Here is a 15,160-nt window from a genome sequence, read left to right as displayed (position 1 = left end):
CCTCTTCATCTACAGCGGCGGATTCAGCGGCTGGCTTTCATCATTTCGCGCGGCACGTACTTGCCGATCTCGTACTTGCCGATCGCCGCACGGTGCACTTCATCCGGACCGTCCGCCAGGCGCAGAGTACGCTGCATGGCGTACCAGTAGGCCAGCGGGAAGTCGTTGGAGACCCCGGCGCCACCGTGCATCTGGATCGCCCGGTCGATCACCTTGAGCGCCACGTTGGGCGCGACCACCTTGATCTGGGCGATCTCGCTGGCGGCGATCTTGTTGCCCACCGTGTCCATCATGTAGGCCGCGTTCAGCGTCAGCAGGCGCGCCTGGTTGATCTCCATGCGCGAATCGGCGATGTGATCGATGTTGCCACCCAGGCGGGCCAGCGGCTTGCCGAACGCCGTACGGCTCACGGCGCGCTTGCACATCAGTTCCAGGGCGCGCTCGGCCATGCCGATCGAACGCATGCAATGGTGGATACGGCCCGGGCCGAGGCGGCCCTGAGCGATCTCGAAGCCGCGCCCCTCGCCCAGCAGCACGCTGTCGTAAGGCACCCGCACGTTCTCGAACAGCACCTCGGCATGGCCGTGCGGGGCGTCGTCATAGCCGAACACCGGCAGCGGTCGCAGTACCGTCACGCCGGGCGCGTCCATCGGCACCAGGATCATCGAGTGCTGCTGGTGGCGCGGCGCGTCCGGGTTGGTCAGGCCCATGAAGATCATCACCTTGCAGCGTGGGTCGCAGGCGCCGGACGTCCACCACTTGCGCCCGTTTATGACCCACTCGTCGCCCTCGCGGCGCGCATTGGCCTGCATATTGGTGGCGTCCGACGAGGCCACCCCCGGCTCGGTCATGGCGAACGCCGAGCGGATCTCGCCGGACAGCAGCGGCTCCAGCCATTGCTGCTTCTGCGCCTCGCTGCCGTAGCGCACCAGGACTTCCATGTTGCCGGTGTCCGGCGCCGCGCAGTTGAAGGGCTCCGGGCCGATCAGCGAACGGCCCATGATTTCCGCCAGCGGTGCGTATTCGGTGTTGGTCAGGCCGGCGCCGTAGTCCGACTCGGGCAGGAACAGGTTCCACAATCCCTCGGCCTTGGCCTTGTTCTTCAGCTCTTCCATGATCGCGGTCGGCTGCCAGCGGTCACCTTCGGCCACCTGCTGCTCGAATACCGCTTCGGCCGGATAGACGTGCGCTTCCATGAATGCGCTGACGCGCTCACGCAGCTCTTGAACCTTCGGGGAATAGGCGAAATCCATGGGCAATACCTTCTGGCGGATCGGGTGTGATGTCGGTGTGGAAATGATGCTAGAACAGCGCTTAAGATTTATCTAACCTATTTTCAGCGTGTATGAACATTCATAACCGATATATGATCGATTGATATCGACAGCCCTGGAGTGCTTGCGGCATGAACTTGACCAAGGTGGATCTCAACCTCTTCATCGTCTTCGACGCCATCTACACCGAGGCCAATCTGACACGTGCCGGACAGATCGTCGGCATCACCCAGCCGGCGGTTTCCAACGCCCTCGCCCGCCTGCGCGAAACCTTCAACGACCCTCTGTTCGTGCGCACCGCCCAGGGCATGGTGCCCACGCCGATGGCGCAGAACATCATCGGCCCCGTGCGCAACGCCCTGCAGTTGCTGCGCGTGTCGGTGCAGGAGAGCCGCACCTTCAACCCGCAGCAGGCCGGCAAGACCTACCGCATCAGCATGACCGACCTCTCCGAGCAGATTCTCCTGCCGCCGCTGTTCCAGCGCCTGCGCCGCCTGGCGCCGAGCGTGTGCATCGAGAGTTTCCTGGCCAAGCGCCGCGAAACCACCAAGGAGCTGGCCGCCGGGCGCCTGGACTTCGCCGTCGACGCCCCGCTCAACACCGACCCGCAGGTGCGCCACGTCAAGCTGCTGGATGACCGCTACGTCTGCGCCATGCGCCCTGGCCACCCGCTGGCCAAGGAGAAGATCAGCCTCGACGAATACCTGTCGCTGACCCACATCCACATCTCCAGCCGCCGCAGCGGCCTCGGCTATGTCGACCTGGCCCTGGGCAAGATGGGGATTCAGCGCAAGATCGCCCTGCGCTCGCAGCACTACCTGATGGCCAGCAGCGTGATGCAGCAGACCGACATGGTGATGACCGTGCCGGAGCGCTTCGCCCGCCGCCACAACCTGCACCATGTGACCTTGCCAGTGGGCGACGTGCCGGCACTGGAAACGCACCTGTACTGGCACGAAAGCACCGACCAGGACCCGGCCAACCGCTGGATGCGCGAGCAGATGATCGAGCTGGCGCAGCAGGTCGCCGCGCAGGAGAAGAAGGCCGAGCAAGCGCCGGCAGCATGATCGCCCGGCGCTGAACGCAAGAAGGCCCGCATTGGCGGGCCTTCCTGTTGCTGCGGAAGCGAATCAGCCAGCGATCTTGCCGTCGACCGACAGCTTGCCGGCACCTTCGAACACCAGCGCGATGCTGATCGCCAGCAGCGCCAGGGCGAACTCGTAGCCGTTGTTACTCATGAAGAAGCCGTTGGCCAGGTGCACGCTGAAGATCGCCACCAGCATGGTCACCGCCAGCACCGCAGCTGCCGGACGCACCAGCAGGCCGATGATCAGTGCCACACCGCCGAAGAACTCGGCGCTACCGGCCATCAGCGCCATCAGGTAGCCCGGCGCCAGACCGATGCTTTCCATCCACTGCGCGACACCGGCCAGACCATAGCCGCCGAACCAGCCGAACAGCTTCTGCGAACCATGCGCGGCGAAGGTAAGGCCGGCGATCACGCGCAGAATGGTGATACCCATGCCGGCCTGGCTGGCGGTGATGCTCTTGATCAGGTTGTTCATTGCAAGGCTTCCTTTGATGTGTGAGGTAGATGGCGCACAGAATATCCAATTTATTCGATTTAAAAATCGCAAAATACCGCTAAAGATAATCGAAAAAATAGATACCTATTTAACCGTCAGACGCTGTCCTTGCGGTTCGAGCAAATAGCGCTCGCGGTCATAAGCAAGGTAGTACTTATTCACCGAGTTCACATAGCTCACGACCCCCATCCCCATCTGCTCCATGGCCACCCGCTCGACCTGAAAGAACCACTGATTGGGATTGAGGCCACGCCGACGCGCCTCCGCCCGCAGACTCTGCACCCGTTGCGGCCCGAGGTTGTATCCCGCCAGGACGAAGGCCATGCGCTCACGCTCGTTGAGCTGCGGGCTGTTGAAGAAGTTGTGCCGGATCATCGCCAGGTACTTGCTGCTGGCCTGGACGTTGGCGTCGACCTGCGTGATGTTGCTGACGCCGACGCTGCGCGCCGCCGCCGGCGTGATCTGCATCAGCCCGGTCGCCCCGCTGGCACCGCGGGCCGCAGGATTGAGGGTCGACTCCTTGAACGCCAGCGCCGCCAGCAGCAGCCAGTCGAAGCCCTGCTGCTCGGCGTGTTTCTGCAATACCGGGCGCACCTTCTCCAGACGCTGGCGCTCGGTTCGCCCCAGGGGCGAATGCACCTTGTACAGGCGCCGATAGACGCGCTGGAAGGCACTGTCCTGATCGGCCGGGGCCTGATAGCTACTGAAGAAGCGGTCGATGCTGGCGCGCAGCATCGGCGCGTCGGGGCGCACGAACCACTTCATCTCGCCGTCACGCGCCAACACCAGGTGCTTGTCGACGCGCAGCCTGGGCATCACCTTGGCCCAACGCTCGGCGATCGGCAGCTCCACCGCCGTGCGTTCGAAGATGCCGGCCTGGACCATTTCCAGAACGTCCTCGACCGCCAGGCTGGGGTCGACCCACTCGACCACGATGGGCGGCAGCTTGCGCTCCGCCAGTTGCTGATTGATCCGCCGCAGCGCCTCGCCGACCGCGCTGCCCGCCGGCAGCGAAAGACTGCGCCCGGCCAGCTGCTCGAGGCTGCGGTAGTGCCGGTTGCCCTGCTTGGACACCAGCACCAGCGGTACCTGACGGCGAATCGCGGCGCTGGCGCTGACATCATGACCGGCGCGCACACTGAGCAGCTCCCCGGGGGCGACGAGATCGCCCTCGCCGCGCTGCAGGGCGCCGAGCAACTGGTCCTTGGCCTTGGGGATGATCTTCAGGGTGATGCTGCGCCCGTCGCGGGCGTTGCGATTGAGGTACTGCTCGAACGCGCGCAGACGGTGGTACTCGACACCGATGCTCTGCCCTTTCACCAGGCCCGAGCTGTTGCGGCTCTGATTGACCAGGACGCGCAGCTCGCCGCTGGCGCGAATCGCCGACAGGTCACGGGCGCTGCGCGTCTGGCTGCCGACCTCGGGCGGGCCTGCCAGGCGTGCGCTGACCGGCAGCGGCAGCGCGACCAGCAGGCACAGGATCAGCAGCAATCGCGACATCGACTCTCCAACAATGGCAGCAGGCCGGCGAAGCCTCGCGGGGGTGCTTGATCTGCTGCTCGCGGATGCGCGCCAGACGGCAACTGACTGCGAAGCTGCCAAACAAGTTCCCTGGGCCGACACGGGGGCGCGGAGATTGGCACAGGCGAGCCCCGCCACGCCAGCCCATGGCCCTCCGCCGGTCCTGAAAACAACTACCAAGCCGTTGTTTTCAATCGACTTCCTGACGAACGGATGGCGTCTGCTATTCTGCCCCCCCTCGCGCTAATCAGGTGGCACCATGCAACTCGTCGACATCGCAGTCAATCTCACCCACCCCAGCTTGGCCGCCCAGGCCGAGGCGCTGCTCGAGCGCGCCTATGCAGCCGGCGTCTGCCAGATGGTGCTGACCGGCACCAGTCTGAACGAAAGCGAGGCCAGCCTGGCACTTTGCCGACAGCTGGACGCCAGCGGCCAGCGACTGTTCAGCACGGCCGGCATCCACCCGCACGATGCCAGCAGTTGGAGCACGGCCAGCAGCACCGCCCTGAAAGCACTGCTGAACGAGCCCGAGGTCCGTGCCGTTGGCGAATGCGGCCTGGATTTCGACCGCGACTTCTCACCCCGGCCCGTCCAGGAAAAGGTCCTCGAAGAACAGCTGGCGCTGGCGGTGGAACTGCAGATGCCGGTGTTCCTGCACGAGCGCGAGGCCAGCCAGCGCCTGCTGGATATCCTGCGCAGCTATCGTGACCAGTTGCCCGCAGCAGTGGTGCACTGCTTCACCGGCGAGCGCCGTGCCCTCTATGCCTATCTCGACCTCGACCTGCACATCGGTATCACCGGCTGGGTCTGCGACGAACGCCGTGGTACCCATCTGCATCCATTGCTCAAGGACATCCCCGCCGAGCGCCTAATGCTGGAGACCGATGCCCCCTTCCTGCTGCCACGCAGCCTGCGGCCCAAGCCCAGGAGCGGGCGCAACGAGCCGGCCTACCTCGTCGAGGTCCTGCGCGAAGTGGCACTGCATCGTGGCCAGAGCGAACAGCAGCTGGCGGCGCAGTCGACGGCATGCGCACGGGCATTCTTCGCCATGCCGACCATACTGGAGAGTGGCGATACAGACTCTTGATTGACGTCAAGACTCTGACCTTGCCCCAAGGCATACTACTGGCACATAGCCAATAGTGAACGCAGCGAAACGGATAACGACAGCATGGGCGCCTGGATCAGCGATCTTTCTCTCAAGTACAAATTCTGGGCGGTCAACGCCGTCGCATTCGTCATCAGCCTGATGCTGGTGCTGTTCGCCCTGCACACCGAGCAGGCGGCCCGCAGCCTCGATGCGCGCCAGGCAGCCAGTGCCCAGGCACGTCTGCTTCAGCAGTGGCCACAGCAGGCGACACTGCCCAGCTCCGGCAATGTTCAGGTACTGCAAGGCGATGCCTCCCTGGCGAATGCCCAGGGCGCGGCCGATGCCAGCGGCTGGCAGGTGCTGAAACACGACGCCTGGTTCGACAGCATGCCGGCGGTTGGCGCGCAGCGGGTTTCGCTCGCCGACGGACGCAACCTCGCCGTCGTGGCGCGGGCACCGAGCCTGTTCGACCTGTTCACCGAGCACGCGCTGTCCTATGCCTTGGCGGTGGCGGTGCTCATGCTGCTGTTGCTGGCGGCCTCGCAGTTGCTGATCCGCTTCCTGCTCAGCCACCTCAACACGCTCAAGGACGTGATGCTGCAGGCAGAACGCAGCGGCGACCTGTCATTGCGCGTACCGCTGGACAGCCGCGACGAGGTCGGCCAGATGGCCGCCGCCTTCAACGCCATGCAGGCCGGCTACCAGCGTGTGGTCGGCACCGTCGGCCAGGTCGCCAGCGAACTCGACAGTGGCACGCGCAACATGGCCCAGCGCATGGGCGCGGTGCGCCAGGGCATGCTCAGCCAGCAGAGCGAGACCGACCAGGCCGCCACGGCGATCAACGAGATGTCGGCGACCGTGCAGCACATCGCCGATCACGCCGGCACGACCCGCGACCAGTCGCTCAGCGCCGACCAGCTGGCACGCGCCGGCCAGCAGGTGGTCGAACGCGTGGAGCAGTCCATCGCCGCCCTCTCCCAGGGCGTGCGCCAGAGCGCCGGCAGCATCGAGCGCCTGGCCGAGGACAGCCAGCACATCAGTCGCGTGGTCGGCGTCATTCATGGCATCGCCGAACAGACCAACCTGCTCGCCCTCAATGCGGCCATCGAGGCTGCCCGCGCGGGCGAAATGGGTCGCGGCTTCGCCGTAGTCGCCGACGAAGTGCGCAACCTGGCCAAGCGCGTGCAGGACTCCACCGACGAGATCACCCAGATGATCGGCAACCTGCAAGGCGGCACCCGTGACGCCGTGGAATTCATGCGCGAGAGCTCGGAGAACGCCAACCAGTGCGTGCAGCTGGCACAGGAAGCCGGAGAGTCGCTGGAAGCGATCACCGCCGCCGTGGCCCTGATGCGTGACAGCAACACGCAGATCGCCGTGGCAGCCGCGCAGCAGAGCCAGGTGGCCGAGGAAATGAGCCGCTCGGTCGTCGGCATCCGCGACGTCACCGAGCAGACCGTTGGCCAGACGCTGGAATCGGCAGCCACCAGTCAGCAACTGGCCACATTGGCGGGCCAGCTCAACCAGGCGATCCGCCAGCTCAAGCTGTAGGCTCGCAGGAGGCTATGCCGGTCATAGCCAGAAACGATTCGTCGCCCGTGCCGGTGCGCTCATAGACTGGTTGCAACCCTCTGAGGAATGCAACATGAGCGCCCTTCTGCTTGACCCGTACAGCACCGCCCGCGCCATTCACCAATTGGCGGCGTGCCTGCTGCTGCTCGCCGTGGCCCTGCTGGTGACGGCCGCCTGCCAGCCCAGCGCGCTGGCCCTGGTCCTGGCCGGCATCGGCCTGCGCGCCGCCTTCGTCCTGCGTCGCCATGCCGGCGCGAGCCAGGCAACGCCCTGAATCCGCGCGCCTCCGTTCGTCGGGCCAATTCAGGCACCCAGGCTAAACCACGATAGCATCGACAATATATTGACCGATGGCAGCCGTATGTCGATGTCACGACATTTTATTGTCATGTATTGCGTGACGTTTTTCTGTCTGACCGCGGTCAAGGCGGAGCCCGTCCCCTACCCCCAGGACCGCCCGGCGTTGCGCCTGTACCTGGCCGACGGCCGCCAGCAGAGCTTCACCCTGCACCAGTTGCAGCGTTTCCCGCAAAGCACCATTCGCCTGCGTGACGCCACGGGCAAGGAACAGGTGTGGGTGGGCGTGTCCCTGCCGTGGCTGCTGCAATCCATGGATGAAGAAACGCACGACAGACCGGTGTACACCCGCTCGCTCAATCACTACTCGGTGGTGATCCCGGCGGCCGACATCCGGCGCTACCAGCCGTTGATCGCCTACCAGCGCGACGGCCAGTTCCTCTCCATCCGCGACCTCGGGCCGCTGTACCTCATCTACCCGCTCGACGACTACCCCGAACTGCACCAACAGGTGTTCTACAACCGCTCCATCTGGCAGCTCAGCGAGATTCACGTCGAATGAGTTCGATTGCAACGCCCCCCGTTTCGCCCTCCCGTCACCGCCTGAAACTGTCCGCCCTGATCACCCTGGTGCTGGCCATGGCGCTGGTCACGCTCGGCTCGCTCTGGCTGGTGCAGGAGCAGGCACGCCAACTCGCCCTGCCGACGCTGCACAACGAGCTCTGGCAGGCGTACCAGATCGACAACGAGATGAACCACTTGCTCGACGCGGCGCACAGCCTGCGCAAGGGCGAGCTGGACAGCGACGATCTGGTAGTGCGCATCCAGGTGCTGCGCAGCCTGACCCAGTCACTGGAACGCCACCATCTGTTCGACTTCCTGCCCGAGTCGCAGTCGATCACCCAGGGCACGCTCGATCAGATCATCGGCCTGAGCCGCGACTGGGATGCACGCGCGCGTTGGGGTGACCCGCAGGGTGTCCGGCAACTGGCCGAGGAAATCCATCAGCGCCTGCCGCAGCTGCTCAAGCCGATGCATGAGGTGATGGTGGCCAGCAAGATTTCCCTGGCCAACAAGATCGACGCCAAGCGCCAGCTCCTGCACCGCTGCTTCATCGGCCTGGGCTGGACACTGCTCGGTCTTCTGCTCGGCGGCGCCCTGCTGGTGTCGCGCCTGGTCAGCGACTACCGCAAGGCGCGCACGCTGTCGCACAACCTGGCCGAGCTGAACCAGCACCTGGAACAACGCGTCAGCGAACGCACCGCCGAGCTCAGCGAGGGCCAGGCGCTGCTGCGGCAGATCCTCGACGCCAGCCCCAGTGACGTGGCGCTGATCAGCGACGACGGCAAGCAGGTGCATTTCGTCAACCAGCGGCTGCACCAGCGCCTGGAACTCGATGCCAGCAGCGACTTCTCGCTGAGTCGCCTGTTCAGCAACGCCCGCGAGGCCCTGCACTTCAGCGAGGCCTTGCAGGCCCGCCAGCGCCTGGACGGCTGGGAGACCCAGCTGGCCGGAGCCGAACCCTACTGGGGCGTGGTCTCGGGACGCGTGCTGGAGTATCACGGCAGGCCTGCGCTGCTGATCTGGAGCTACGACATCAGCCTGCGCAAGCAGATGGAACAGGAACTGCTGGTGCTGGCCACCACCGACGCGCTCACCGGCCTGAACAACCGCCACGCGTTCCTGCAGCGCGCCGGCGAGCTGTTCAAGAGCGCCGAACGCTTCGACCAGCCCTGCACTCTGCTGATGCTCGACATCGACCATTTCAAGGCGATCAACGACAACCACGGCCACCAGAGCGGCGACGAGGTCCTCGCCCGCCTGGGCGAGTTGCTGCGCCAGGTGCTGCGTGAAGTGGACATCATCGGCCGCCTCGGCGGCGAGGAGTTCGCCGCCCTGCTGACCCAGACCGACCGTTGCGACGCCCTGCAGGTGGCCGAGCGTCTGCGCCTGAGCGCCGAGGCCCTGGCCCTGAACGGCGCCGACGGCCAGCAACTGGGCATCACGCTGAGCGTCGGCCTGGCCGAGCGCCGCCCCGCGGAGCCTCTGGAAGGTGTGCTGGCGCGCGCCGACAGCGCGCTGTACCGGGCCAAGGCAGAGGGCCGTAACCGCACCGCCCAGGCCGTCGACTGAGGCCGCTCAGCCGAACACCGTCACCGTCTGCCGGCTCAGCGCCAGCAGGTCGCCCGCCGGGCTCCACATGGCCGCGGCGACATGCCCATAGCCATCGCGTGCATGCTCGATCTCGGCGCGGTACAGGCACCACTGCTCGGTCGTCAGCGCCTGCAGCGGCTGGACGAACTCGATCGTCCAGGTCAGCGAGCTACCGGGCGCCGGGCTGCTCAGGTGTGGCAGCACCGCCGGCGGCCAGGCGTCGACCAGCGCCAGCAGGTAGGCCTCGTCCAGCGGTTGGGCCGCCTGCTCGCCGCGCAGGCGCACCCAGCCGCCCATCTGCCGCGAAGGATTGTTGCTGAACGGCATGCCGCCAATGCCCCAGCGCATGGCCAGGTAACGGGTGAATTCCGGCGTCACGCCCGGCACGTAAGGCAACTCCTGGCACTGCTCGACCGGCGTGATCTCCGGGGCTGCCAGCGCCGCCACGTCGACCGCGGAGGCACGCGACGCGCCAAAGCTGCCCTGCACCACCGTCACCACCTGGCCATCCTGGACCGCGCGCAGGAGCATCTGGCTGACGGCCTTTCCCTCGCGCAGCACTTCCGCCTGGAAGCTCACCGGCACGTGCGGGGCGACGGGGCCGACGAAGGTGATCGCCAGCGAACGTACCGGGCGCCCTTGCGGGACCTTGGCACGCATGGCCTCGAACGCCAGGGCGGCGACCAGGCCACCGAAACTGGCACGCCCCTGACCCCATTCGGCCGGTATCACCACGGCATCGGGATCGCGGCGCACCGCGTCGAGCAATTGCAAAAGCGTCATACGGACCTCGCGCGTCATCAAGGGCGATGATCTTAGGGGATGGCGCAGCCTGGAAGATAGGCCGTCAAGATGCCGATTCGGTCATATTGCCGGCGAAAATGTCGCCTCATTCGCTCAGGGGAAAGTCGCCGAACAACGCGATCAGGGCGCCGTCCGCACGTTCCTCGGCAGCCAGCTGCCCCTGCAGCCAGGCCTCCCGGCAGGGATGCAGCGCCTCGACCACCTCGCTCTGCGCCAGCCACTGCAGGTGGTCGTGCCAGTCGCCCAGCGCGCTCTGGGCGCGCTTGAGCCGCGCCAGCGCCGCCCTGTCCAGGCCGCTCTGCAAGGGATAGGTTTCGCCCGCGTAGCGCACCCGCTTGATCAGCAGGCGCAGGCGATGGCGGTCGTGCGCAGGATCACGCAGGGCCTGCGCCAGCTGCGCCTGCTGACGCCGCAGGCGACGCTGGATGCGTTTGCTGACGCTACGCAGCTGGCCACGCCGTGCTGCCTCGCGCCAGGCAACCGGCCAGCTGTCGAGCAAGGCGATCAGTTCGGCCAGTTCACGACTGCTGGCCACAGCCGCAAAAGCCCTGGCATGCGCCTCCCGGTCAAAGGCGAGCAAGCGGCTCAGGCTCATGCGTTCGAGTTCGGCCATCAACACCTCGCGATCGCGCAAGGGACCGGTCAGCCGGCCCAGTACCGCGGCAGCCTGCTCCAGGGCATCCACCGTCGCCAGGCCGCGCATGGGGCGCAGCAGGCTGCGCAGCTGGCGCAAGGTGATGCGCAGGTCGTGCAACGCCTCGGCGTCGGTGAATCCGCCCAGGCGGGCCTGGCAGGCATAAAGCCGTACCTGCAAGGCCAGCACACGCTGCAGGCTGCGCTCGATCAGATCGCTCATGCTCGCTACTCCTTGACGCTCAGGGTGACGACCAACAAACCCGTCGCGCCCGAAAAATCCTAATTCAGCCAGCGCCAGGGCAACGCCTGGCGCAACTTACCCAGCGCCTGACGCAGCGCGGCCGGCGCCACGGCCTGGCCGGCGTACTGCTGGCGCTCGAAACACGCGGCGAACGCCTGGATCTGCGCCGCCTGCGCCGGCAGTTCCTGGCTGGCGCGCCGGGCGAAGGCACGCATGCCCTCGCCGGCCTGCCGATGTACGCCATGCCGTGCCAGCAGACGCTCGAACCGTCGCAGCACCTGACGCAGAGGGTCACGCCGCTGCTGCCAGGGTTTGAGCAGCCACAGCGCCAGCAGGCCGAGCAGCGCCGCACCACCCCCGACCAGCGCCAGGGCGAGACGCTGCCAGTCGAGACTGCCGAACCAGCTCTGCAGCAGGCTGAGCTGTTGCTCTCCCTGATACCCCAGCACCCAGCGTTGCCAGCCGTAGTTGAGACGCTCCCAGCTCAGGCGCAACTGGTTGAGCCAGGCCAGCTCCCGGTAACGCAGCGGCGAGAAGGGTTGGTCGTCGAGAAAACCGTCCTCTTCGCTCAACGCCTCCTGCAGGCCCTGCTCGATGCGCTCGGGGGCGACCTGGAAGGTCGGGTCGACGCTACGCCAGCCGGTCCCGGGTTGCCAGTACTCGACCCAGGCATGGGCGTCGAACTGGCGAACCTGGATGTAGTTGCCCGAGGGGTTTAGCTCGCCACCCTGGTAGCCGGTCACCACGCGCGCCGGGATGCCGGCGGCACGCAGGACGAAGGTCATGGCCCCGGCGTAGTGGGCACAGAAGCCACTGCGGGTGTCGAACAGGAATTCGTCGACGCTGTTCTGACCCAGCGTTTGCGGACGCAGGGTGTAGGCGAACGGCTCACGATTGAAATGCCGCAACAGCGCGTCCACCAGCGCATCGGCCTGCGGGTACTGGCGCTGCAGTTGGGCGGCCCAGGCGCGACTGCGCGGATCGCCCTGTGCCGGCAGCTGCAGGGCATGGCGCAGCGTCGAGGGTTGCGCATCGGCCTCGCGCAGGGCCTGCGGCCAGGAACGCACCTGGTAGAGCAGGCTGCGGTCCACGGGGCGACGATTCTGCCAGCGGAAGTCGCTCATCATGCGCGTGCCATCCTGGGCGACCTCGCCGACATCGAGCGCGAACAGCCAGGGTTTGCCGCTGGGTTGCATGATGATGCTGTAATCCAGCGGTTGCCCGGCCTTGCTCCACTGCGGCGCCCTGGGCAGCTGCGCCAGGCTCGATTGCGACCAGCGCCGACCATCGAATCGGTCCAGCGTCAGTGCCCGCCAGTACAGCTGGTTGCGGGGCGGCACGGCGCCTTCGAAACTGGCGCGAAACGCCAGCTCCGAGGAGCGGCTGAGCTCGGCGATATCGGCCGGTTCCATGCTGTCGGAGAGGCCGGTCCGGCCCTTGTCGCTGGGCATCGGCAACGACCACAGCGGCCCCATGCGCGGAAAGAACACGAACAGCAGCAGCATCAGCGGCAACGCCTGCAGCAGCAGGCCGCCGGCAAGACGCAGGGTGGGCCAGGGCCGCTCGGCAAAGCCGCTCTGCTGCAGACCGACCAGGGCAGCCAGCAGCGCCGTGACCGGCAGCAGGCTGTAGAGCGCGGCGACGATGCCATCCTCGAACAGGTAGGCAGTGACCACGCAGAAGAAGCCAAGGAAGACCAGCACCAGCGCGTCACGCCGCGTCCGCATCTCCAGCAGCTTGAGGATGAAGGTGGCGATCAGCAGCACCACGGCGGCATCCAGCCCGACCAGGGTCCCCCGCGAGAACAGGATGCCGATCAGGACCAGCAGCACCAGGCCGCCCTTGACCCAGCCACCGGGATAGCGCGCACGCATGCGGAAGATCTGCACCCGCCAGCTCGCAGCGCCCAGCCACAGGGCGATCATCCACATGGGCAGATGCACCAGATGCGGCACGATCACCAGCACCTGCGCCACCAGCAACCAGGTCAGGGCAATGCGCGGAATGCCTGGCAGCCGGCTCATGGACGTTGCCCGAACAACGCCAGGGCGCGTAGGCAGGCATCGCGATGCGCCTCGCCAACGTCCGCAGCGATCGACGTGCCCGGCAACTGCAGGCCGAAAGGCTGCTGTCGCGCGGAGAACTGCAGCACCCAGTGGCACAGCAGTGACAGACGCATTTCGCTGTCGCCAGCCAGGCTCTCGTAGTCGAGCCACAGGTCCCGCCCACTGAGCATGGCGAAGTCCTTGACCAGCAGCCCCTGGCCGCGCGAATAGGCCTTCCAGTCCAGCCGCCGCTTGGAGTCGCCCGGCTGGTAGTCACGCAGCCCCTGGAAGTCATCGGCACCCTGGCCACGCGCCCGCATGCCTTCGTCGTCGTCCTCGCCGAGACCGGCGGACACGGGCAGATCGCCTTCCAGCGGGCGCGGGTAGACCAGTACCGCCTGGTCCAGGTCGACCCAGCTCCACGCCACCAGCAGGCCCAGCGGGAAGCGGCTCTCGACCCGCAGACGACCGGGCCGCAACCAGCCACGCCGCCGCGCCGGCAGGCTCACCTCCACCTCGCACTGGCCTTCGCGCGGCACATCACGCAGCACCAGCTCGGCCGGTGGCCAGCCCAGGGCCACGGCCTGGTGCTCACGCCCGCGGCTCTCCAGGCGCACGCGAAAGACGGCCTGCTCACCCACGAACACCGCCCCGCCACCGCCCGCCTTCAGCACCAGCCCGGCAAGATTGCGATAGGTGTGCAGGATGGCGACGACGAACACCGCCATCAGCAGGAACGTCAGGCCATACGCCAGGCTGTTCTGGTAGTTGATGGCGACCAGCAGCATCAGCACCAGGGCGACGGCGAAGGCCGCCCCGACCCGACTCGGCACGATGAAGATGCGCCGCTGATTGAGGCGAACGCTGGCCGCAGGCGGGATGCGCCGAGCCAGCCAGCGTGCCCAGAGGGGCCTCAGCGCCGTGCGCATCAGAGCGCCGGAACTTCGCGCAGCAGCCACTGCACCAGGCTGCCACCGCCATGGCCGGCCGGATCGGCGCGTTCGCGCAGGCGGTGACCGACCACGGCGGGCAACACCGCCTGCACGTCCTCGGGGATCACGTAATCCCGCTCGGCGAGCAGCGCCCAGGCCCTGGCCGCGGCCAGCAGCGCCAGGCTGGCACGGGGCGACAGGCCCCAGGCGAACTGCGGCTGGCTGCGGGTAGCCTCCACCAGGCGCAGTACGTAGTCGATCAGGGCATCGCTGGCGCGAATCTTCGGCACCTCGGCCTGCAGGCGCGCCAGTTCGGCATGGTCGAGCACCGGCTCGAGCCTGGGCAGGATGTCGCGCCGCGCATCGCCAAGCAGTAGCGCACGCTCTGCCGCCTGGGCCGGATAGCCGAGCGACAGGCGCATGAGGAAACGGTCGAGCTGGGATTCGGGCAGCGCGAAGGTGCCGCCACTGCTGACCGGGTTCTGCGTGGCGATGACGAAGAACGGCTCGGGCAACGGCCGGGTCGCCCCCTCGATGGTGACCTGCCCTTCCTCCATGGCTTCGAGCAATGCGCTCTGGCTCTTCGGCGTGGCGCGGTTGATCTCGTCCGCCAGCACCAGCTCGGCGAAGATCGGCCCCTGGTGAAACACGAACTGCCCGGTGTCCTTGTCGAACACGGAAGTGCCGAGAATGTCGCCCGGCAACAGGTCGGAAGTGAACTGGATGCGCTGGAAACTCAGCCCCAGCACCCGTGCCAGGGCATGGCTGAGGGTGGTCTTGCCCATGCCGGGCAGGTCCTCGATCAGCAGGTGACCACGCGCCAGCAGACAGGTCAGCGCCAGACGCACCTGCGCCTCTTTGCCCAGTACCACCTGATTGACCGAGTCGAGGCAGGCATCCAGTTTGGTTCGCATCGTTTGCTCCTTGTACGGACTGCCGATGCTACTGGGCCACTCGGCCGGGGCAAAGCGCCATGTAACCTTTGCTCACGAAACTGTGAATGGCCGT

At 66.6% G+C, this 15,160-nt stretch carries 14 protein-coding genes; 6 read left to right on the top strand and 8 right to left on the bottom strand.

Annotation, left to right across the window (positions count from 1 at the left end; all coding sequences use genetic code 11):
- Positions 1-23: 23 nt before the first annotated feature.
- Positions 24-1,253: an acyl-CoA dehydrogenase gene (locus FIV02_RS11350; RefSeq protein ID WP_152488646.1), complete on the bottom strand. Its 1,230-nt coding sequence runs from the start codon at positions 1,251-1,253 to the stop codon at positions 24-26.
- Between the two features lie 152 nt (positions 1,254-1,405).
- On the opposite strand from FIV02_RS11350, the gene FIV02_RS11345 reads away from it, so the two are divergent.
- Complete coding sequence (locus tag FIV02_RS11345) at positions 1,406-2,341, top strand: LysR family transcriptional regulator (RefSeq protein WP_037052061.1); 936 nt, start codon at positions 1,406-1,408, stop codon at positions 2,339-2,341.
- A gap of 63 nt (positions 2,342-2,404) precedes the next feature.
- Here the strand turns inward: FIV02_RS11345 and FIV02_RS11340 are convergent, their stop codons facing one another.
- Both FIV02_RS11340 and FIV02_RS11335 read right to left on the bottom strand, forming a co-directional pair.
- Positions 2,405-2,839 (bottom strand): DoxX family protein, encoded by a 435-nt coding sequence (locus FIV02_RS11340; RefSeq protein ID WP_134675899.1) that lies wholly within the window; start codon positions 2,837-2,839, stop codon positions 2,405-2,407.
- A gap of 105 nt (positions 2,840-2,944) precedes the next feature.
- Positions 2,945-4,360 carry a transglycosylase SLT domain-containing protein gene (locus FIV02_RS11335; protein ID WP_152488645.1) on the bottom strand — a complete coding sequence of 472 codons (1,416 nt, stop codon included), beginning with the start codon at positions 4,358-4,360 and terminating at the stop codon, positions 2,945-2,947.
- A gap of 280 nt (positions 4,361-4,640) precedes the next feature.
- On the opposite strand from FIV02_RS11335, the gene FIV02_RS11330 reads away from it, so the two are divergent.
- From FIV02_RS11330 to FIV02_RS11310, 5 genes are all read left to right on the top strand, one after another.
- Positions 4,641-5,468 (top strand): TatD family hydrolase, encoded by an 828-nt coding sequence (locus tag FIV02_RS11330; protein ID WP_152488644.1) that lies wholly within the window; start codon positions 4,641-4,643, stop codon positions 5,466-5,468.
- A gap of 84 nt (positions 5,469-5,552) precedes the next feature.
- The gene (locus FIV02_RS11325; RefSeq protein WP_152488643.1) at positions 5,553-7,022 is read left to right on the top strand and encodes a methyl-accepting chemotaxis protein; all 1,470 of its coding nucleotides are present in this window, start codon (positions 5,553-5,555) and stop codon (positions 7,020-7,022) included.
- Between the two features lie 94 nt (positions 7,023-7,116).
- Positions 7,117-7,317, top strand: coding sequence for a hypothetical protein (locus FIV02_RS11320; protein ID WP_152488642.1), 201 nt, complete (start codon positions 7,117-7,119; stop codon positions 7,315-7,317).
- A gap of 123 nt (positions 7,318-7,440) precedes the next feature.
- Positions 7,441-7,902: an oxidoreductase gene (locus FIV02_RS11315; RefSeq protein WP_150609491.1), complete on the top strand. Its 462-nt coding sequence runs from the start codon at positions 7,441-7,443 to the stop codon at positions 7,900-7,902.
- Entirely contained in the window at positions 7,899-9,473 is a 1,575-nt protein-coding gene (locus FIV02_RS11310; protein WP_152488641.1) for a GGDEF domain-containing protein, read from the top strand. The genes FIV02_RS11315 and FIV02_RS11310 overlap by 4 nt, the downstream gene beginning before the upstream one ends.
- 6 nt (positions 9,474-9,479) lie before the next feature.
- Here the strand turns inward: FIV02_RS11310 and FIV02_RS11305 are convergent, their stop codons facing one another.
- The 5 genes from FIV02_RS11305 to FIV02_RS11285 form a co-directional block, all read right to left on the bottom strand.
- Positions 9,480-10,277 carry an acyl-CoA thioesterase II gene (locus FIV02_RS11305; RefSeq protein ID WP_134675903.1) on the bottom strand — a complete coding sequence of 266 codons (798 nt, stop codon included), beginning with the start codon at positions 10,275-10,277 and terminating at the stop codon, positions 9,480-9,482.
- Positions 10,278-10,383: 106 nt separating this feature from the next.
- Positions 10,384-11,154, bottom strand: coding sequence for a CHAD domain-containing protein (locus FIV02_RS11300; RefSeq protein ID WP_152488640.1), 771 nt, complete (start codon positions 11,152-11,154; stop codon positions 10,384-10,386).
- Between the two features lie 59 nt (positions 11,155-11,213).
- Positions 11,214-13,199, bottom strand: a complete 1,986-nt coding sequence (locus tag FIV02_RS11295) for a DUF3488 and transglutaminase-like domain-containing protein (protein WP_152488639.1) — start codon at positions 13,197-13,199, stop codon at positions 11,214-11,216.
- Positions 13,196-14,149, bottom strand: a complete 954-nt coding sequence (locus FIV02_RS11290; RefSeq protein WP_134675906.1) for a DUF58 domain-containing protein — start codon at positions 14,147-14,149, stop codon at positions 13,196-13,198. The genes FIV02_RS11295 and FIV02_RS11290 overlap by 4 nt, the downstream gene beginning before the upstream one ends.
- Complete coding sequence (locus tag FIV02_RS11285) at positions 14,149-15,066, bottom strand: MoxR family ATPase (protein ID WP_150609481.1); 918 nt, start codon at positions 15,064-15,066, stop codon at positions 14,149-14,151. The genes FIV02_RS11290 and FIV02_RS11285 overlap by 1 nt, the downstream gene beginning before the upstream one ends.
- Between the last annotated feature and the right edge of the window lie 94 nt (positions 15,067-15,160).

It is taken from the genome of Pseudomonas sp. THAF187a, assembly GCF_009363395.1.
GTDB classification, from domain to species: Bacteria; Pseudomonadota; Gammaproteobacteria; order Pseudomonadales; family Pseudomonadaceae; genus Aquipseudomonas; species Aquipseudomonas khazarica.
This window is presented reverse-complemented; position numbering and strand designations above follow the sequence as displayed.